This window comes from Candidatus Rickettsia kedanie (assembly GCF_045865205.1).
GTDB classification, from domain to species: Bacteria; Pseudomonadota; Alphaproteobacteria; order Rickettsiales; family Rickettsiaceae; genus Rickettsia; species Rickettsia australis.
In genome coordinates, this window is record NZ_BAABMM010000040.1 from 1 (window position 1) to 17,075 (window position 17,075).

Here is a 17,075-nt window from a genome sequence, read left to right on the forward strand (position 1 = left end):
GCGTTACAGTGCTAATACTTATACTCTTCACTTCCCTTTTTAAATATCATTTTTTCTAGCTAACAGAGTTGCAATTAGCAAATTCCTTGCAAATTGCTTACTTACTTTCCTTAACTTGACGCGTATGAAGAAAAGAACTGGATTCCCGCCTACGTGGGAATGACATAGAACTAACCAAAAATCTGCATTAATTCTTCCCACTCTCTTTTAGTCATACCACTACTCTCATGGGTAACTTTTTTACCGTTTATCATTCTTTTAATTACGCCTAAACCTTTACATGAAATATTTGCTCCCTGCAAACGATATTCCTCAAAAGCTTCGTAAGTAAAAGGAACCCAAACTTTGACTATCTCAAGTATTTTTTCGGCATAAACTCTAATTTCATATTGTGCGTGAGGGTTGGCACGCAATCTTAAGAAATGAAGCAAATTATGTAAATTAATTTTCCAATACCATTCCGTATAATAATTTAAAGTTAAATTCATACGAGCAAGCTCTCTTGCTATTCCTGTGGTATTCTCATCTATAATATTACCATCTTCATCGGCATTCATCAGCTCCTTATAATGCACGTAGCACTGTCTAGCATCTTCCTCTAAGATTGCAAGGACCTTTTCGGCCACTTCTTTCGGTAAGCTATCCCCTTCCCTACATTGTTTATTTATGGCAGATTGGGAAGCAATATTTGCCGGTTCTGGTAAATAAAATTCGTTGCCTAAAATAGAGTACCTTGCCGAATATTCGTTAACACTAGCTGTTCTATGCCTAATCCATTGTCTTGCAATAAATATCGGTAGTTTAATATGGAACTTGATATCACACATCTCAAAAGGAGTGGTATGATAATGCCGAAGCAAATAGTTTATCAGCCCTTTATCTTGGTTCAACTGCTTCGTACCCTTACCGTAAGAAACACGAGCCGCTTGTACTATAGCACTATCATCCCCCATATAGTCGATCACTCTAATAAAGCCGTGATCTAAGACTTTTATAGGATCGTATAAGATTTCTTCAAGCGCTGGAACTGTTACTCTTTTTGTGGTGTTGTGCATTCTATCCTCTGTATTCTTTAATTATCATCATAATGATTCCACATTTTTAATATTTTTATTCTTTTATTTTTTTCATCAACTTCATAAAATAATCTATGTTTTATATTAATGCTTCCTAAAAGCTTTTTATATGGAGGTGGAGTTTGAAAAGGATTTTGAGCTATTAAATCTAAACACTGTAAGTAAATCTCTTTATGATTTGATTTTATAATTTTCTTAAAATCTTTTTTCGCATCATGCGTATAATATAATGTATACACTATAACTAATCTAATTTTGTACTACACTCAGAGTAAGGAGTATTTTTGCCTTTAAGTAAAGACTCACTTAATTTTTTATTTGACGATACTCGTAAAGTTTCTTGTATATCTTCCCAATCTTCTTCAGAAATTAATATAGCATTATTTCTTTTTCCTTTTATTAAAGTTGGTCGATGATATAGCGTAACTTCATCAATTAGCTTATTTATATATTTAGATTCTTCATTTGTAACTAAATGATTCATATATTTTATCTTTTTATTTTAATTGATAAACTCTAAGACAAATAACTATATAAATTTTTACCGTTTCTTTTTAGCCATAATTTTGCCGGTTGGTATTCAGGATATATATCCTCAACTAGCTCCCAAAAATTTTCGCTATGATTCATTTCTTTTAAATGTGCTATTTCATGAGCTACTAAATATTTCAGTACTGCAAAGGGAACAAAAACTACTCGCCAATTAAAAGCAAGATTCCCTTTGCTACAACAGCTTCCCCAGCGAGTAACATTTTCCATTATTCTAATATTGGAATAAGTTAAATTATGTTTTTGAGATATATTCTCTACTATTATTTTTATTTCTGCTAATAATGTCTTTTTAAGGAATACTTCTATACTAAGTTTTTTTAGTACCGTACTACAATATACTTCTAACGTAGAATCATTTAGTTTTATCTGATTTTTAGACGAATCAATATGTATTATTTCATAAGATTTGCCCAAAATAGAAATCTTATCTTCATCCTTTGGTATCACAGTTACATTACGACGTAATTTTTGCCTAACCCAATATTCTTTACTTAACAGAAAATTATGACCTTTCTCTAATTTTGCCTTAAGAGGCAATACAAGCTCTGCACCTTTAGGCGTAATTCGTATGGCTATATTTTTAGCTTTACCACTCCTCCTTACTATAACATTTTGAGGTTCACCGTATTTAGTAAGAATAATAAAATCTTCCATTTAAAATTCTATATATTTACTCGGATCAACCGCTATTTTGTTTTTACGCATCGCAAAATATAACTTATGTTCTACATGTCCGATAACACTATTTTGAGTAATTTTATCACCTTTTTTAAGTAACAAATCATTTAAACTCGCATATGCTACTTCTAAATCGTCTTTATCTAACTTAACTATTACTAAATTACCGAATTGTTTATTAAAACCTGAATATATTACCGTCCCTGCGGCTATCGATTTAACGTCGCTATATTCTTTAACGGCAATATCTATCCCTTTACTTTTACCGGCTTTAAACTCGGTAATAATTACCCCGTTTAACGGTTTTACAAAGTTTGACTGCTCTATCTCTTCTTCATATTCATTCCGAGATATAGGAATCTCAATATCATCATTATCATCTTCTATAATTTTCGCCTTTGGTTCTTCGAGTCTACCGCTAACTCTTTCTGATACGGCATCGTCTTCCATAGTGCTTTGAACTATCAACCCCTCATCGTGTTCTAATTCGGTAGAATTATTATTTGCAGTAACATCTCCTACTTTATACTCAATTGGAGCAGGCGGCTGTTCAACACAAGCAACTAAACAAACACATATAACGATACTAAGTACAACAGGATATTTCATATATTGAACAAAACTATTATTTACATTAGAACACAAATCTTGCATATTATATAATTTTTATTATTATTTTCCATCAAAAAATTAACTATGAAAACTTATAATATTGTCATAGCTAGTGATCACTCAGGTTATGAGCTTAAGTCTGAAATTATCAATTATTTAGAACAGAAATCTTTAAAGGTTTATGACTGCAGAACTAATAATATGCAAACCGGCGATTATCCTGATTATGCTAAGAAAGTAGTAGATATTATTATTGAAAAATCAGCTCCTATCGGTATTTTAATTAGTGATACAGGAATTGGTATGTCTATAGCCGCTAATCGTAGCTCGGAAATAAGAGCAGCTTTGTGCAATAATATGTTAACCGCTGAAAACGCTAAAGCTCATAATGACGCTAATATCTTAATACTCGGAGCAAAAACCATAGATCACAAAATAGTGTTTGATATTATAGATAAGTTTTTAACCACTAAATTTGAAGGCGGTAGACATAACGTTAGATTGTTAAAAATATATTGACTTTACTCACATTATCTAACATTGTTTCACATAGTACTCATGTAAAAATAGTGAAATGAATCTACAAGATTTTCGTATACATAAAAGACTAAATCTTAATCCTTCAGTAATTGAAGAAATTTATACAAAAATTTCTGAAATTGAAGGAGTAAAAAATGGTTGGATATTTAAAGTGTCTTGAATTTATCTTTAATAATTATGCAGAAATTAGTATTACGGAATCATTTATATTAAAGTTACATAATTATATGTTGGTTCATGGTGAAAAAGACGCAAGACATAAAGGAAATTATAAATTTGGATCAAATCGTGTAGAAGCAAAAGATCATAATAGCAATGTAGTCGGTACAATATTTGATCCAACTCCACCTTATTTAGTAAAAAACGAAATGCAGGAGTTAATAGATTGGTACAATTGGACGGTTGATAGTAAAACTAAGCACCCTTTAATCATTATTGCTAATTTTATTTTTGAGTATTTAGCAATTCACTCATTGCAAGACGGAAATGGCAGAACAAGTAGATTACTAACTAATTTATTGCTTTTAAAGCATGGTTATTTATTTCTCATGAGCACATTATTGAAGCGAATAAAATTGATTATTATATGGCACTTAATAAAACTCAAGCTACATGGAAGACAACATCAGAAGATATTACCGCTTGGTTGATTTTTTTTAAATGTGGTTCAATCACAAAGTACTAGGGCATTACAAATAATTAAAAATGATAATATCGAGAATTTGTTATCTGCAAGATAACTAATGATGTGGCATTGGATTAATACAAAAGAAATTAACGAATTTAGTTGTAAAGACGCTGTAAATGCACTTGGTTTTTCTGAACGAGCTGTTGAGTCTATAATAAAAAAATTATCTAATTTAAAACGTTTAGAGCGTCTTGGACAAGGAAAAGCTACACATTATAAGCTTATTAATATTGACGATATTAAGAGGCTATTCTAGTAAACAAATTTTAACCGATAATGTAGTTCTTTGCGGCTAGGTTCTGCGTACGATTTCTAAATAGCCTCTAAGAACAAATAGTGGGCACAAGCCTAAACATTGTTAATTCGCTTGCAGCTTTATCAAAAGTAACAGTATAATTACAATCATTAAATATATTCAGCTTACCTATTAATCAGAAAAATCTGTTTTATCATTTTCATATTCTAAAACAGATAACCATAAGACTTGTTGATTCTCAAACCTAAATTCAACTATACTAAATATTTCCTTTAATACCGAAATTATTTGCCCTTTTGAATATTTATAGCCTTTTTCTAATACCCACACTAATTAACATATAACTATATTGTTTATAAATATTGAATTTTTTTGACCGAAATATCTTTCTATTAATTCTATAGCTGTGATGCTTTGGACTTTATCGTCCCCGATTAAGTAACGAATGAGAATATTTGTATCAATTCTTATCATAAGAACCTTTAATAATTTCATTCATTTCATCTATAGTTAGAGTATTTTTAGGTTTTGGTAAAATATGTTTCAAGTTTTCAACTGATTTATTTATAGATATTACCATAAAAGCATTATCTTGCACTATTAGCTCTAACTTACTTCCTGTAGATAAATTTAATTGCTCTCTAATATAACTCGGAATTGTCATTTGCCCTCTATTAGTGAGAAATACAAGTTGTGCTTTCATAATGATCTAATTGTAAATATTTTCAGTATAAATTAATAATAACAGAAATAATTTAATAATGCAGCATTATAATTAAATTTCCTATAAAATATATATTTCACTTGATGAAACATTATTATATATTCGATAAACCATAATATGAATAATACTGCTTAATATGAATCTTCAAGAGTTTAAACAAAAATATAATTACGATGTTGCAACGAAAATGATGCAACAATATCTAGACATTAAATTTGCTCATTTAGATTGTTTACTACTATTTAGAATGGGTGATTTTTATGAGATGTTCTATGATGATGCAATCTTAGCCAGCAATGTTTTAGGTATTGCCTTAACAAAAAGAGGTAAAAACGGTGAAGAAGAAATTGCAATGTGCGGAGTGCCTTATCATGCTCTTGAGCATTACTTAACTAAACTAATCGAAGAAAATTATAAGGTTGCTATTTGTGACCAGCTTGAAACCCCTGAAGAGGCAAAAAATAGAGGCGGCTATAAAGCGGTAGTTACTAGAGACGTTACACGTATTATAACTCCGGGAACTATAATTGAAGAAAATTTAATTGCTTCAGCCGAACCTAATTATTTAGCAAGTCTCATAATACCGAAAAATAAAGAAACAGCTAGCCTCTGTTATGTTGATCTTTCTACTTCCGAAATTTTTGTAGTTAATGTACCGGAAGCGGAAATTCTGAATGAGTTGGCTCGTTTAAAGCCTCGTGAAATGCTACTTAGCGAAAATCTAAGATCTTCTAAGCTTGCGGATAGTATTTGCAAACAATTAAATTTTCGTATTACCTATCAGGTTGATAGTTTTTTTGCGATTAATAAATGCGAAAAAATCATTTTAGACTTTTATAAAATGAAAGATATTAAAGGAATCGGTGAGATATCTAGCAGTCAAATGTGTGTCATAGGCAGCATTTTAGAATATTTATCGTTAACGCAAAAACAAAACATCCCTCATTTACCAATCCCTAGAATTATCAATTTTCATAACTATATGACTATTGATTTCTCTACTAGACACAACCTTGAAATTGTAACAAACTCACAAGGCGGCTCGAACAGAAGTTTACTAAGCACCATCAATCATACGGTTACTAAACAAGGCGGACGTTTACTATATAATTTTCTTTCCAGTCCTTTAACCAACATTGCGAAAATAAATCATCGTTTAAATATTACCGAGTTCTTTTATTCCAACTTAGAAATAGTACAAAGAATTAGAGAACTTCTAAAAAAAACTAGTGATATAGAACGCTGCCTAACACGTATTACAATGAACAGAAGTTCAGGTCGTGATTTACTTAGTATTAAATATACCTTGGAAGCTGCAACGATTATTAAAGGAGTATTTTTTGACGCTTACGGTTTTAATTTACCTGATTTTATCGAAAAAATTATTAAACCTCTCTCAGGCGATGCAGAATTATATAATTTAATAGACGATAGCATAAGAGAAGATGTACCGAATAATTTAAATGACGGAGGTATAATAAAACATGAATACCATCCGAAAGTAGCTCAATTACATGATTTAATTAATAACGGGAAATTACATATTGAAAAGCTAAAAGATCAATATCGCAAAGAAACGGGCATAGACAGTTTAAAAATATCTCATAATAATGTTATAGGGCTTTTTATCGATATTACCGCTAAAAATGTTAATAAAATCCTTGATCCCAAATTTATTCATCGTCAAACAACGGTTAATAATGTCCGTTACACTACTACTGAACTACAAAAACTTGAAAGCGAGTTAGTTAACGCTAAAACCTTAGTAATAAACTTGGAAAAAGAATTATATGCCGCTATTTGTAGCCAAGTAATCGAACAAGCTGCCTATTTACGAATGCTTGCAAGCTCTTTAAGCGTGCTTGACGTATTTTGTAATTTTGCTTACATCGCTGATGAATATGATTATGTTAAGCCTGAATTTACCGATGATTTAAGCTTTGATATCGTTAAAGGACGGCATCCTGTAGTAGAGAAAGTACTACAACGAGAAAGCAAAAGCTTTGTATATAATGACTGTCATTTATCGGAACTTAAGCGTATTTGGTTAATTACCGGTCCTAATATGGCAGGTAAAAGTACTTTTTTACGTCAAAACGCCATTATTGCAATCATTGCTCAAATAGGTTCGTTTGTGCCTGCTAAAAGTGCCAAAATAGGGGTAGTCGATAAAATATTTAGCCGCATAGGTGCTGCTGATGACTTAATTAAGGGACAATCAACCTTTATGGCAGAGATGCTTGAAACCTCGGCAATTCTTGCTCAATCTACAAAAAACTCACTAATAATACTGGATGAGGTAGGTAGAGGCACATCCACTTATGACGGTGTATCTATAGCGTGGTCGGTGCTTGAATATATCCATGATAAGCTAAAATGTCGCTGCTTGTTTGCTACGCACTATCATGAACTTACTGTTATGAATAATTTCCTGCCGGCTTTGCAAAATTATACTATTGCTATTGAGGAGTTAGGTCAAGATATTCTATTTTTACATAATATTATATCAGGTGCTGCCGATAGATCTTACGGTATTCATGTTGCAGCTTTAGCAGGACTCCCTGCTAGCGTTATAAATAGAGCTGAGCAGATTCTGCGTAAATTTGAGAAAACTTCTACCGGTACAGGAAAAAACATTTTATCAACGGAATCAAATAATTTGAGCTTGTTCAATCTTGAACCTAATAAAACTACTATAAGAAGTAAATTAGATGAACAATTTAGAACTATCGACCCTGATAAACTATCTCCTAAAGAAGCACTTGAGTTGATTTATGAGTTGAAGAAGTTGGGTTAAGATGTCATTCCTGCGAAAGCATGGATTCAGTAGTCTGTATTGTCCGACTTGATCGCGGTATCCAGTAATATTTAACTACTACAAATATTTCTAATGGATACCGTGGTCAAGCCACGGCATGACAGACTGGACACTTTTCCAACCAATATTTACTGCAGGCGAAAAAATTAGGATTAGCGAAATTTTCTTTACCGTAAGTAATTTCTTTTCCATGTGTATCTAAAATATTACCGCCGCCGGCTTTAATTAAAGCATGACCTGCCGCTATGTCCCATTCCATAGTTTGACCGAATTTTGGATATATATCAGCTGCCCCTTCAGCAATGAAGCATAATTTAATTGAACTGCCTATTTCATTTATTTGACCGAATGAATACTTACTTAAAAATTCTTTAGTAGCTTTATTTGAATTATAAAAACCTATTACCGCATTAAGCTCTTCATGTTTAGGTTCATGATTAACAAATATTTCTTTAGAATTCTGTTCGATTTTTAACCGACCGTTTAAATCGGTATAATATAGCTTTACCGTTTCAGGGTGATATATCAAGCCGATGGTTGGAAAACCGTTTGCAATAAGCCCTATATTTACCGTATATGTACTTTTACCGTTTACATAGCTCCGTGTCCCATCAATAGGATCGATTAACCAAAAAGTATCAGTGCTTAATATAGGTAGCGGCTGCTCTTCACATACTATAGCTATTTGAGAGGTTAAGCTTCGTAAAGTTTGATAAATTATTTTACTAATTTCCTTATCGGCATTAGTGACTACTGACCCATCTGATTTAATATCAGTCAATATTCCTGTCTTTTTTATATCTAGTGCAACCTTGCCGGTATTAATAATTAAATCTTTTAAAGCGGCTATTAAGTTATTATTCATATTATTTATTAAATGCGGATTATGTCATTCCTGCATAAGCATTTTGCCCTCATGGATACTGAAAATTGTCATTGCAAGGCGCGAAGCTTTACTGCAATCTAGTTTTAATTTCATGAGATTGCCACGCTTCTTACAGTCGCGGAGTTGTTGCGTGGATACCATCACGTCATTACGAGCAGTCGTAGACTGCATGGCAACCCAGAAAAATAATCAAAAAAATTCTGTAAATCAGAATTTTTACTGGATTGCTTCGTCCAAACTTACAGTTTTGCCTCGCAATGGCGATTTCTCAATAAAATATTACTTATGTAATTTGCTATCGGGAATGTTTAACATCTCGCTCGCTACATCATCTTCTAACCACTGACCGGTATTTAAAAACGTAGATTGCTGCAACTCAGCGATTCGATTATCAGGTGATCCCGGTAACATTTGCCACCCCAAATATTCAATGCCATAATATCCTATATCAACCATGCTTAAATAAGAGTCCATATTTTCTAAATCTTTTTTATTATTCGCAAAAATTACTATTTTTGTAGGTTGTTTCAGTATAATTTTTAAGAACTCTATAAGAGTTTTTACTTTATTTATATTACCGGTAAATATTATACCTAAATAAAAAATAGGGGCACCAGCATCACTTGGGTTAAATCTAAATACATCTTTATCATTAACTTTATTAGTAAAATTAATATTGAGTCCGTAAAGTAATGTATATAACCATCCTTCATAATTTTCAATTAAATTACATGGAGCAGTTATTTCTTGAAGGCCTAAAACTGTTGCACCTTGCTGTTTCATCTTATTAATTAAATCTACCCATTTAGATTCAACAAGAATCATTTGACGCTGCACTATCAATTTTGCAATAGTTTTATTAACTGATGCATTATCCGCTGCAAGACTATATAAATATTTAGTAAAATTTATATAAGAATTATCTTGATATCGAAATAATTTGGATTTCGGTGTTATGATAGTATTATCTATATTTATAAGTACCAGCGTATCTGCATCTATCTTCGGTAATAAATTTTTCATTGTTACCGAATCTACAGAGTAAGTAGGAATAATTTGACCATAACTTACACACGAAATAACTAAGCAAAGTAAGCTCAATAACACTTTATTGATTTTTATCATAAGGATTTTTATCTTTTATCTTGTTAGTTTTTAGAGGCGGATTATTTCTTTTTATCTTATTTATTTGAGGTATTAAATCATTAATGATTTTAGTATAATATGCAGCATCTTTATGTTCCGGGGTATTGTTATTATTATAATAATAACCAATAAATAATATATTAGAACTATAACTATTAAGTTGAAACTCCATTGATTTTAATAATTCTATGTTACTGCTAATTATTATAAAAGCTTTAGGCATAAATCCCATGTGAATAAGGAAATTGAGCATCATTTCCGCTTCCGATATATTATTACTCGTCAATATACCCTTATAAAATACCGGATAAGTATTAGCAAAACTGTCTAAATTGTTAAAAATAATATAATTATTGTTTGGAAAACTATTTGAAAAATCAATATCGAAATTTTTCTTTAAATAATCGGCAAACCATATTTCAAATTTAGGAATACTATTAAAATTACCGGTAAATCCATCATTTACTGCTATTATAGGGATTTTACTATTACTCATTTCATTTACAAAATTTGGAAAATCAGATTCTTGTAGTTCTTTCTTATAACTATCATTAGTTAAAATTAATTGGTCTATATAAATAGCTTTTGGGTTTTTATTAATATTACGCAAAAGAGGAGTTAGTGTAAGATAAATATCTTTGTCAATTTGTTCATCTATAGGCACTAAAGACTTAAACAAAAATTCATCTAAAACCGTTACTACTAATAAATCCTGAGGTACATAATTTTTATTATAATTTTCTTTAAAATCTTGTTTTATTTTATCTAAGTTATCTACTTCGATAATCTCTGCTTTAACTAAGGAAGTAATAAATAATAGCAAGATAAATAAAGATTTTTTGAATATCATCATCATTTTTAAAATTTTATTATTGTATAGGATAGACGAAGTTTAATTTGGAAAAGAGCAATGAGTCTATAAGGCGAGGCGCGGAGTGTATACTTAATACGTGAGCACCGCAGAACTTATAAGACGACGTAGCCAATTTTTCAAATTAAACGAGTATATATTAGTGTTACCACATCATAGCGCTAATATCAATCCATATTAAACTATAATACGGTAAATATGTTCGGAAGTTTTTTTAGTTCGCTTGGCGGCGGCATAGGAAATGCATTTGGCGGTGGTATATTTTCAAGCGTAGGCAGATTTGCCGGTAAAATGCTTGGTGAGTATTTAGATCCATTAAATCACGAACCGATAGAATATGACAATATTAAAATAGGCACTATTACACCACCTTCTCCGTCTCCAGGATTTCCTCCACCGTTATCACTGTCACCTTGGTTCTCTGGATCACTGCCTCCTAGATCAGGGTTTTCGGGATTACCGCCACCATTATCATTATTATGCAGTAATACAACTCCATTCTCATCGCTTACCCATCTTATTAACCTGTTTAATTCTCCACCTGTATCAACAGTCACTTTATTTTGAGTAACTGGAATAAAATTTCCACCTGCTTCTTTTAGTATTACTTCATGTTTAGTATCAGGAGTAATTTTAGTAATCTCAGAGCATGATGTGACTTTAATTACTAAACTATCTAAAGCCAACATATAAACATTAGCCCCGTTACCGACTAATATATGCCATCCCGATTTCGCAGTCACATCAAAATACGTAATAATCTCAAGAGTACCGTTATATGTAACATTTCCTGTATGCTTTAATTCGTAAGTAGCTAAATCTAAAGCACTATCCGTAAATTGTGAATGAGCATCTATTCCTAAATTATCCAATAATATATGTTCTTTATTTGCTACTAAATTAGCTGCTTTAATATTTTTCTCAAGAATAGCAAATTTCTCAGGACCAAACTCTAAACGCTCTACATTTTGGATTTCTTCTTTTAACCAAATATTTTCATTAAATTTTATAGCACCGCCCGCCGTCAATTTCAGCATTTACTAAAACCGCATCGTTAAAATGTACAGAAGCAGCAGCATCTGCAAAATTCAGCTTATCTACTTTAATATCAGTTAAATAACCAAATAACTGAAGCGAACGAGGAAGGAGATCTCTCTCTACTAAAACATCCTGTATAATTATATTTTTAGCATTTCTATTATTACCTCGTTCAAAATCTATATTCTTACCTGCATCAATGTTAATCTCTTTAGAATATACATCACCTTTAATAGTACTATTCTTACTAACTTGTACACTTGCTAAACTATTATTTTACTTCCTAAATTATAAGTAGGTACCACTCTCTATCTTAAGTTTTATGTTACCTTGCCCGTTATTCGCAGTAGTTACATCTGAATAAAAATTCTTAGTATTTACCGTAACTAAACCGTTTCCTGTTAATTCTATTGCTTTTAATCTGTGAGCTTCAGTCCCAATAGCACCGTTACCGGTGTCAAAATCTGTTATTGCTAAAGTGTAAAGATTATTTCCTGCTGTAGTAATATTAGTCACTCCACCTGACGCTTGCTTGTAGCGTTAATATCGCTTCTTGTCCTGCATTTTAGAAGTTAATAGCTTGGGCTTTTAACTCACCTGTAATAGTAACGTCTTTACCGGCTACTTCTACTATACCTAAACTATTATTATTCCCTATGGTACCGGTTATATTAATAGGAACTTTGTTGTTTAATTTTAAAGTACCGTCATTCTCATTTTCACCTGCAATATCGGTAACGGTGATATTATCATGAACCTCTATTGCTCCACCGTTTGACATTATAATATTACCGCTTTTAACGGTACTGCCAAAGTTTACCTTGCCTGCTTTTACGATAATATTACCGACTGCCGCATTTGAACCAACGGCATTATGAACACTACCACCGTCGGTAAAGATTAAATTTACAGCCTGCCCGCCGATCTTATTAATATAAGTTGTCGTTAATCTGGAATTAGGACCAAAAGTTAAATTATTATTACCGTTACCTTGAATCTCACCGCTAGAGTAATCACCGCCGGCAATGAATGATACATTACCGCTATTCGTGCCTATCGCTCCAGTTACGTTCCCTGCTCCTATCGTCAGTGTACCTGTATCATTTGTAGCCGTTGTAACCGCTCAGCTAATTCCATTATTTGCCGTTAACTTTCCATCTGCCGTATAACTTACTGCTTCACTGATTACCCCCGTTGCCGTTACGTTTGCTGCTACATTACTAATCCTCACCGTTGTTGCATCAATGCTTATTACATTACTTACTCCGTTAAAATTTACTTCTTTTAATTTATTACCGCTACTCGTGCCTATCGCACCTGTTACATTCCCTGCTCCTATCGTCAATGTTCCTGTATCATTTGTAGCCGTTGTAACCGCTCCGCTAATCCCGTTATTTGCCGTTAACTTTCCATCTGCTGCAAACACTACCCCACTGTCTGCTCCTAAATCTAAGAGCTGATTAAGAGTTACCTGTCCAGTACTATTCAGGTTAAATCGCTTTGTAAATACCGTATTATCAATTACGATATTACCTGCTCCCTTAACTTTAAACTCTTTAAGACGATGCGTATTGTCCTGTCATATTGTATAAGGTCCTCCATTATTTGCTATAGTAAGATTGTTAGTAGTGGCCTCTACTCGTACTATCCCATATTCATCTTCTGCATTTGATGGATTTAAGTTAAAATATAACGTAAACTGCTTATCCGTATTACCGGTATTTATTAAATTTAATTCCGAACCTACCACTTCAAATATTATCTTCACTCCATTTTTTAATAAATCTACATTGCCGTTTTTAGCATCAATCGTATATTTTATGTTATCAGCTATTTTTATCTCTCTTATATCTCCCTCCGGCACTTGGGTCACTAATTGTAAAATCAGCATTCAGAACTATCATACCGTTATTAGGATTGACTATAGCATTAACTGCAGATGGTGCATTTATATTACTAATGTACCTCCATCTGCATTCTCATTATTGAAAACTACTCTTATTACAATGAAACCGCTCTCAATATTTACCTTCCCTGAAGTATCAACACCTTGAACAAAAACTAAATCATTTACAAGTACTTTCCTCTTAACGTTACTTGTTTTGTATTATCACCCGCAATCTCTATAATATCAGGCTTATTTTCGTCATCCGTACCTATTCTCCCGTAGCCTCTCCATCACCTATAAACACTAAAGTACCTGCTATACCGCTGTACTAGTAACACTACCGATAATTTTAGTATCATCTCCTAAATAAAATGTACCTCCTCTATTATTAAAGTTAACATTTCCTGTTAGCCATCCATTTGCAAGTAAAGCACCTGCAACAGTATATTCTATATTTCCTACCATCTTTCCGGTAATATCCGCTCGTTAAACACTACTTTTTTTGCCTCTACTCCACCGGTAACTTCTCTATCACCTATAAAATACAAGCTACCGGCAACGGAGCCGGTACTGGTCACTGCCCCATCAATCGTAGAACCGTCTACTAAATTAAATACTCCATCATTACCTTTAAAGTTAATATCTCCTGTTATCCCTTTAGTAGCTGCTACCGTACCTGCTGCGTTATAACTTAAATTACCGGTTATACTACCATCTGCAGCTACATTAGCTTTAGCATTAGCTACTATAAATCTATAGTATTTGCAGTAGCACCTAATTTTGTATCTCCTGTACCATCGAAATTAATAGTAGTGGCATTGGTTATTGGACCCGTAACGCTACCTCTCAAATTTATAGTTGTTGAAGCGGTATTTATAGAATTTATTGCACCGGTGATTGTATTTCCTTGATTAATGGTTAGTACAAAATTATTACTACCATTACTAACGCCTTCTATATCAGCAGTAACATCATTATTTATAGTCATCCGCATATTTGGGTTACTACCACTAGTACGATTTACTTGAATCTTAGATGCTTTAACCTCCCCGTTTAATACAATATTAAAACTATATTCATTTGCATTATTTATATTATCTATATTAGCTGCGCAAACTTGATTAGAACCTATACTTACCTAGAATATCATCAACATTTTGAAAGTTAACCTTTCCTATAATAGGATTATCACCGCTAACATTTAATGTACCGGGCTACAGAATTTGCACCTGTAAAAGTAAATCTTACTCTCCCTGCACCTGTGCCATCTTGAATCGAATTGGGAGCAGATAAAGTAAGCGATTTATCTCCGGCAATATTAAAATTCATATTTCCGGCATCACTGGCTTTAGTAGGCTGAGTTATTATAACATCGTCATTTACATTTATTGTTTCTGAGAATGCACTAGTGTAAAAGGTGCTATTTAGAGTCATTGGGGGATTAATATTCAAATTAATACTATTTGCACTATCCCCGCCACCCATCTGTGTAAATGATACCTGTTGTAATGCACTATAATCATTTACTGGGGGAATATTGCCGCCCCCTGCACTACCATTTACAGTAATATTTATATTAGTAGCATTATTAAATATTGTAATATTCAAACCCTTTACAACACCGGACATTGAACCAATTGTAAGATTTATAGCTAGATCCGTGCTACCCGCTACCGACCGATATTGCATTTACTTCTTGATTAGCTCGTATAGCACCTATATTGTAAGTACCGCTATTTGATACAATTATATTACCGGAATTAATCACTTCAATAGTATTACCGTCAACAAATAGTGGATTAAAATTAGTATTCGGATTATTAAGATTAACATCCCTAACCATTTGACTAACAGCTGCTGCATATATTTCATTTACCGGTATGGTCAATGACAGACCTAATATTGACGCGGTTGCTAGAAAACTTTTTAATATTCTAGATTTTTTCCTCATAACTCTTAACCTTATAGTTGATTTTTTGACTATAACTTTATATTAAAACCCTTTGGTTTATTAATTTTTATATAAAGTAATGATATATTTATTGAATTGATGAGGTGTTTTTACAACATTAGTTTTTAGGCTATTAATATATTAATCAGGCGGAGGTGAGAATTAGATAAGATATTAGGTTCTGTGAACATTTCTAATTGATTTAATATTTTAACAAAGATTTTTAAATTATAATTTTCTAAAAAATTATCTATTATCATTTTATCTTGTTCATCTATTTTTGAATTTTCTGAGCTTGTACAGCTATTAGATAATTTATTTAACTGTACTATTAAGTTAACTAGCTTATTTAAGGTTTCAGTAACGTTTTTTATTATCTATTATATTATTTTCATTGTTATGCAATGTAATACGTACTAACTCATCTTCGAGCAGAATAATGAGTCTCACTATAAGATCATACAAATTATTTAAAGTATCGCTAATATCTTTAGTCATAATTTATCACCGTTTATAATCGGTGGAAGTCCGACAAAAGCTCTTTTTTCATTTAAAGTAGAGATTTTAACCCACAAATTTTCACGCTTTTCAGTTAATTCAGATATAGAATCACGATCAAAAGCAATAATAATATCTTCCTTGCCCTCCTTCAAGCAGTAGAGGCTTACCGGCATTACTATTACCGCTAAATTTCTCTGATAATTGCGCTTGCAATCTTTCAAACTGTTCATCGCTAAGATAACAGTGACTATCCTTTACTATTAATGCCTCGGAAGATCTTGCCCCGTTTTGTAATAATGAATGATTACAATAAGAAGATTACTGATGTAAATCTATAGGAAGAGAGGAAGCTTCTAAATACGATAACCCGTAATGCTGATCTAAAGGATGATAGTCTTTTAAATGCAAGACTCTACTCATCTTAGCTATAGGATCAATCTTATAAATCCTATAGCCTTTGTTACTTTTATATTTATAAGCAACTAAATTGTTATGTGCTATAACAAGTTCCGTAGCAAGTGCCGGTAATAAATAAATCTCTTTAGGAATTGAGCAATTAAATTAATACATCTATATACTAGAACATTTTCACGATAAGCTTCTATGCCTACCTTAACTCTTTTTAAGTGCCCGTATGCAATGTCGTTTAGTTCAATAAAATTTTGTGATTTGGTAGTACTATTCTTCCAAAACTTTTTCCAATAATTTTTGATCATATATCCTAATATATTTATTGTTTTCATGATTATATAATGATTTGGGAGATAGACTAAGAGAGCTTAAAATAAGTACCGAACAGTTTTTTAAAAAGACTTTGATGACATTCCTGCAAAAGCAGGAATGTCTTGTT

The 17,075-nt window shown here is 32.1% G+C and carries 25 protein-coding genes and 2 pseudogenes; 5 read left to right on the forward strand and 22 right to left on the reverse strand.

Features of this window, described 5'->3' with window-relative positions:
* Window positions 1–170: 170 nt before the first annotated feature.
* From thyX to ACKTSD_RS06015, 5 genes are read right to left on the reverse strand one after another with little or no spacing between them, the layout of a single operon-like run.
* Window positions 171–1,055, reverse strand: coding sequence for an FAD-dependent thymidylate synthase (gene thyX / locus ACKTSD_RS05995; protein WP_412708433.1), 885 nt, complete (start codon window positions 1,053–1,055; stop codon window positions 171–173).
* 17 nt (window positions 1,056–1,072) lie between these two features.
* Entirely contained in the window at window positions 1,073–1,315 is a 243-nt protein-coding gene (locus tag ACKTSD_RS06000) for a type II toxin-antitoxin system RelE/ParE family toxin (RefSeq protein WP_412708434.1), read from the reverse strand.
* Window positions 1,316–1,320: 5 nt separating this feature from the next.
* Window positions 1,321–1,560: a type II toxin-antitoxin system Phd/YefM family antitoxin gene (locus tag ACKTSD_RS06005; protein WP_412708435.1), complete on the reverse strand. Its 240-nt coding sequence runs from the start codon at window positions 1,558–1,560 to the stop codon at window positions 1,321–1,323.
* Window positions 1,561–1,592: 32 nt separating this feature from the next.
* Window positions 1,593–2,282, reverse strand: coding sequence for a M48 family metallopeptidase (locus tag ACKTSD_RS06010; protein WP_412708436.1), 690 nt, complete (start codon window positions 2,280–2,282; stop codon window positions 1,593–1,595).
* Entirely contained in the window at window positions 2,283–2,951 is a 669-nt protein-coding gene (locus tag ACKTSD_RS06015; protein ID WP_412708563.1) for a murein hydrolase activator EnvC family protein, read from the reverse strand.
* Between the two features lie 51 nt (window positions 2,952–3,002).
* Between ACKTSD_RS06015 and rpiB the strand changes: the two genes are divergently transcribed.
* The 3 genes from rpiB (at window position 3,003) to ACKTSD_RS06030 (ending at window position 4,402) form a co-directional block, all read left to right on the forward strand.
* The gene (rpiB, locus tag ACKTSD_RS06020; protein WP_412708437.1) at window positions 3,003–3,437 is read left to right on the forward strand and encodes a ribose 5-phosphate isomerase B; all 435 of its coding nucleotides are present in this window, start codon (window positions 3,003–3,005) and stop codon (window positions 3,435–3,437) included.
* Window positions 3,438–3,592: 155 nt separating this feature from the next.
* A complete protein-coding gene (locus tag ACKTSD_RS06025; protein WP_412708438.1) occupies window positions 3,593–4,108 on the forward strand; it encodes a Fic family protein in 516 nt (171 codons plus the stop codon).
* A gap of 93 nt (window positions 4,109–4,201) precedes the next feature.
* On the forward strand, window positions 4,202–4,402 hold the full coding sequence (locus ACKTSD_RS06030) for a hypothetical protein (RefSeq protein ID WP_412708439.1): 201 nt from the start codon (window positions 4,202–4,204) through the stop codon (window positions 4,400–4,402).
* 171 nt (window positions 4,403–4,573) lie between these two features.
* On the opposite strand, the gene ACKTSD_RS06035 is transcribed toward ACKTSD_RS06030, so the two are convergent.
* Both ACKTSD_RS06035 and ACKTSD_RS06040 read right to left on the reverse strand, forming a co-directional pair.
* The gene (locus ACKTSD_RS06035; protein ID WP_412708440.1) at window positions 4,574–4,732 is read right to left on the reverse strand and encodes a hypothetical protein; all 159 of its coding nucleotides are present in this window, start codon (window positions 4,730–4,732) and stop codon (window positions 4,574–4,576) included.
* A gap of 130 nt (window positions 4,733–4,862) precedes the next feature.
* Window positions 4,863–5,105 (reverse strand): AbrB/MazE/SpoVT family DNA-binding domain-containing protein, encoded by a 243-nt coding sequence (locus ACKTSD_RS06040; protein WP_412708441.1) that lies wholly within the window; start codon window positions 5,103–5,105, stop codon window positions 4,863–4,865.
* Window positions 5,106–5,262: 157 nt separating this feature from the next.
* Between ACKTSD_RS06040 and mutS the strand changes: the two genes are divergently transcribed.
* Window positions 5,263–7,923 (forward strand): DNA mismatch repair protein MutS, encoded by a 2,661-nt coding sequence (gene mutS / locus ACKTSD_RS06045; protein ID WP_412708442.1) that lies wholly within the window; start codon window positions 5,263–5,265, stop codon window positions 7,921–7,923.
* Between the two features lie 106 nt (window positions 7,924–8,029).
* Here mutS and ACKTSD_RS06050 read toward each other — a convergent pair whose 3' ends face one another.
* The 3 genes from ACKTSD_RS06050 to ACKTSD_RS06060 form a co-directional block, all read right to left on the reverse strand.
* Window positions 8,030–8,809, reverse strand: coding sequence for a 3'(2'),5'-bisphosphate nucleotidase CysQ family protein (locus tag ACKTSD_RS06050; RefSeq protein ID WP_412708443.1), 780 nt, complete (start codon window positions 8,807–8,809; stop codon window positions 8,030–8,032).
* A gap of 300 nt (window positions 8,810–9,109) precedes the next feature.
* Complete coding sequence (locus ACKTSD_RS06055) at window positions 9,110–9,955, reverse strand: DUF2608 domain-containing protein (protein ID WP_412708444.1); 846 nt, start codon at window positions 9,953–9,955, stop codon at window positions 9,110–9,112.
* Window positions 9,939–10,823 (reverse strand): DUF2608 domain-containing protein, encoded by an 885-nt coding sequence (locus ACKTSD_RS06060; protein WP_412708564.1) that lies wholly within the window; start codon window positions 10,821–10,823, stop codon window positions 9,939–9,941. Before ACKTSD_RS06060 ends, ACKTSD_RS06055 begins: the two co-directional genes overlap by 17 nt.
* A 222-nt stretch (window positions 10,824–11,045) precedes the next feature.
* Here ACKTSD_RS06060 and ACKTSD_RS06065 point away from each other — a divergent pair.
* Window positions 11,046–11,198 (forward strand): annotated as a pseudogene (locus ACKTSD_RS06065) (host specificity protein); the annotation flags it as partial.
* Here ACKTSD_RS06065 and ACKTSD_RS06070 read toward each other — a convergent pair.
* The 12 genes and pseudogenes from ACKTSD_RS06070 to ACKTSD_RS06120 form a co-directional block, all read right to left on the reverse strand.
* A complete protein-coding gene (locus tag ACKTSD_RS06070) occupies window positions 11,168–11,884 on the reverse strand; it encodes a hypothetical protein (RefSeq protein WP_412708574.1) in 717 nt (238 codons plus the stop codon). The pseudogene ACKTSD_RS06065 and the gene ACKTSD_RS06070 overlap by 31 nt on opposite strands.
* A 289-nt stretch (window positions 11,885–12,173) precedes the next feature.
* On the reverse strand, window positions 12,174–12,401 hold the full coding sequence (locus tag ACKTSD_RS06075; RefSeq protein WP_412708445.1) for a hypothetical protein: 228 nt from the start codon (window positions 12,399–12,401) through the stop codon (window positions 12,174–12,176).
* A 49-nt stretch (window positions 12,402–12,450) separates the two neighbouring features.
* A complete protein-coding gene (locus ACKTSD_RS06080; RefSeq protein ID WP_412708446.1) occupies window positions 12,451–12,666 on the reverse strand; it encodes a hypothetical protein in 216 nt (71 codons plus the stop codon).
* 342 nt (window positions 12,667–13,008) lie between these two features.
* Window positions 13,009–13,311 (reverse strand): hypothetical protein, encoded by a 303-nt coding sequence (locus ACKTSD_RS06085; protein ID WP_412708447.1) that lies wholly within the window; start codon window positions 13,309–13,311, stop codon window positions 13,009–13,011.
* Window positions 13,312–13,464: 153 nt separating this feature from the next.
* Window positions 13,465–13,776, reverse strand: a complete 312-nt coding sequence (locus ACKTSD_RS06090) for a hypothetical protein (protein ID WP_412708448.1) — start codon at window positions 13,774–13,776, stop codon at window positions 13,465–13,467.
* Between the two features lie 312 nt (window positions 13,777–14,088).
* Complete coding sequence (locus tag ACKTSD_RS06095; RefSeq protein ID WP_412708449.1) at window positions 14,089–14,238, reverse strand: hypothetical protein; 150 nt, start codon at window positions 14,236–14,238, stop codon at window positions 14,089–14,091.
* 280 nt (window positions 14,239–14,518) lie between these two features.
* Complete coding sequence (locus ACKTSD_RS06100) at window positions 14,519–14,761, reverse strand: hypothetical protein (RefSeq protein ID WP_412708450.1); 243 nt, start codon at window positions 14,759–14,761, stop codon at window positions 14,519–14,521.
* 206 nt (window positions 14,762–14,967) lie between these two features.
* On the reverse strand, window positions 14,968–15,462 hold the full coding sequence (locus ACKTSD_RS06105) for a hypothetical protein (protein ID WP_412708451.1): 495 nt from the start codon (window positions 15,460–15,462) through the stop codon (window positions 14,968–14,970).
* Window positions 15,437–15,724 (reverse strand): hypothetical protein, encoded by a 288-nt coding sequence (locus ACKTSD_RS06110; protein WP_412708452.1) that lies wholly within the window; start codon window positions 15,722–15,724, stop codon window positions 15,437–15,439. The genes ACKTSD_RS06105 and ACKTSD_RS06110 overlap by 26 nt, the downstream gene beginning before the upstream one ends.
* A gap of 357 nt (window positions 15,725–16,081) precedes the next feature.
* Window positions 16,082–16,222, reverse strand: a complete 141-nt coding sequence (locus ACKTSD_RS06115) for a hypothetical protein (protein WP_412708453.1) — start codon at window positions 16,220–16,222, stop codon at window positions 16,082–16,084.
* Window positions 16,219–16,398, reverse strand: a complete 180-nt coding sequence (locus ACKTSD_RS07870) for a hypothetical protein (protein ID WP_456237203.1) — start codon at window positions 16,396–16,398, stop codon at window positions 16,219–16,221. The genes ACKTSD_RS06115 and ACKTSD_RS07870 overlap by 4 nt, the downstream gene beginning before the upstream one ends.
* Window positions 16,361–16,941, reverse strand: a pseudogene (locus ACKTSD_RS06120) (phage portal protein); the annotation flags it as partial. The gene ACKTSD_RS07870 and the pseudogene ACKTSD_RS06120, both read right to left, overlap by 38 nt.
* Window positions 16,942–17,075 lie beyond the last annotated feature (134 nt).

What these genes read in the sequence shown, in the direction of transcription:
- thyX (WP_412708433.1), bottom strand. Translation starts at nt 1,055, where the DNA reads ATGCACAACACCACAAAAAGAGTAACAGTTCCAGCGCTTGAAGAAATC.
- ACKTSD_RS06005 (WP_412708435.1), bottom strand. Translation starts at nt 1,560, where the DNA reads ATGAATCATTTAGTTACAAATGAAGAATCTAAATATATAAATAAGCTA.
- ACKTSD_RS06010 (WP_412708436.1), bottom strand. Translation starts at nt 2,282, where the DNA reads ATGGAAGATTTTATTATTCTTACTAAATACGGTGAACCTCAAAATGTT.
- rpiB (WP_412708437.1), top strand. Translation starts at nt 3,003, where the DNA reads ATGAAAACTTATAATATTGTCATAGCTAGTGATCACTCAGGTTATGAG.
- ACKTSD_RS06025 (WP_412708438.1), top strand. Translation starts at nt 3,593, where the DNA reads ATGGTTGGATATTTAAAGTGTCTTGAATTTATCTTTAATAATTATGCA.
- ACKTSD_RS06030 (WP_412708439.1), top strand. Translation starts at nt 4,202, where the DNA reads ATGATGTGGCATTGGATTAATACAAAAGAAATTAACGAATTTAGTTGT.
- ACKTSD_RS06040 (WP_412708441.1), bottom strand. Translation starts at nt 5,105, where the DNA reads ATGAAAGCACAACTTGTATTTCTCACTAATAGAGGGCAAATGACAATT.
- mutS (WP_412708442.1), top strand. Translation starts at nt 5,263, where the DNA reads ATGAATCTTCAAGAGTTTAAACAAAAATATAATTACGATGTTGCAACG.
- ACKTSD_RS06050 (WP_412708443.1), bottom strand. Translation starts at nt 8,809, where the DNA reads ATGAATAATAACTTAATAGCCGCTTTAAAAGATTTAATTATTAATACC.
- ACKTSD_RS06055 (WP_412708444.1), bottom strand. Translation starts at nt 9,955, where the DNA reads ATGATAAAAATCAATAAAGTGTTATTGAGCTTACTTTGCTTAGTTATT.
- ACKTSD_RS06070 (WP_412708574.1), bottom strand. Translation starts at nt 11,884, where the DNA reads ATGCTGAAATTGACGGCGGGCGGTGCTATAAAATTTAATGAAAATATT.
- ACKTSD_RS06080 (WP_412708446.1), bottom strand. Translation starts at nt 12,666, where the DNA reads ATGTCAAACGGTGGAGCAATAGAGGTTCATGATAATATCACCGTTACC.
- ACKTSD_RS06090 (WP_412708448.1), bottom strand. Translation starts at nt 13,776, where the DNA reads ATGCTGATTTTACAATTAGTGACCCAAGTGCCGGAGGGAGATATAAGA.
- ACKTSD_RS06095 (WP_412708449.1), bottom strand. Translation starts at nt 14,238, where the DNA reads ATGGTAGGAAATATAGAATATACTGTTGCAGGTGCTTTACTTGCAAAT.
- ACKTSD_RS06100 (WP_412708450.1), bottom strand. Translation starts at nt 14,761, where the DNA reads ATGACTATAAATAATGATGTTACTGCTGATATAGAAGGCGTTAGTAAT.
- ACKTSD_RS06105 (WP_412708451.1), bottom strand. Translation starts at nt 15,462, where the DNA reads ATGCAATATCGGTCGGTAGCGGGTAGCACGGATCTAGCTATAAATCTT.
- ACKTSD_RS06110 (WP_412708452.1), bottom strand. Translation starts at nt 15,724, where the DNA reads ATGAGGAAAAAATCTAGAATATTAAAAAGTTTTCTAGCAACCGCGTCA.
- ACKTSD_RS06115 (WP_412708453.1), bottom strand. Translation starts at nt 16,222, where the DNA reads ATGACTAAAGATATTAGCGATACTTTAAATAATTTGTATGATCTTATA.
- ACKTSD_RS07870 (WP_456237203.1), bottom strand. Translation starts at nt 16,398, where the DNA reads ATGCCGGTAAGCCTCTACTGCTTGAAGGAGGGCAAGGAAGATATTATT.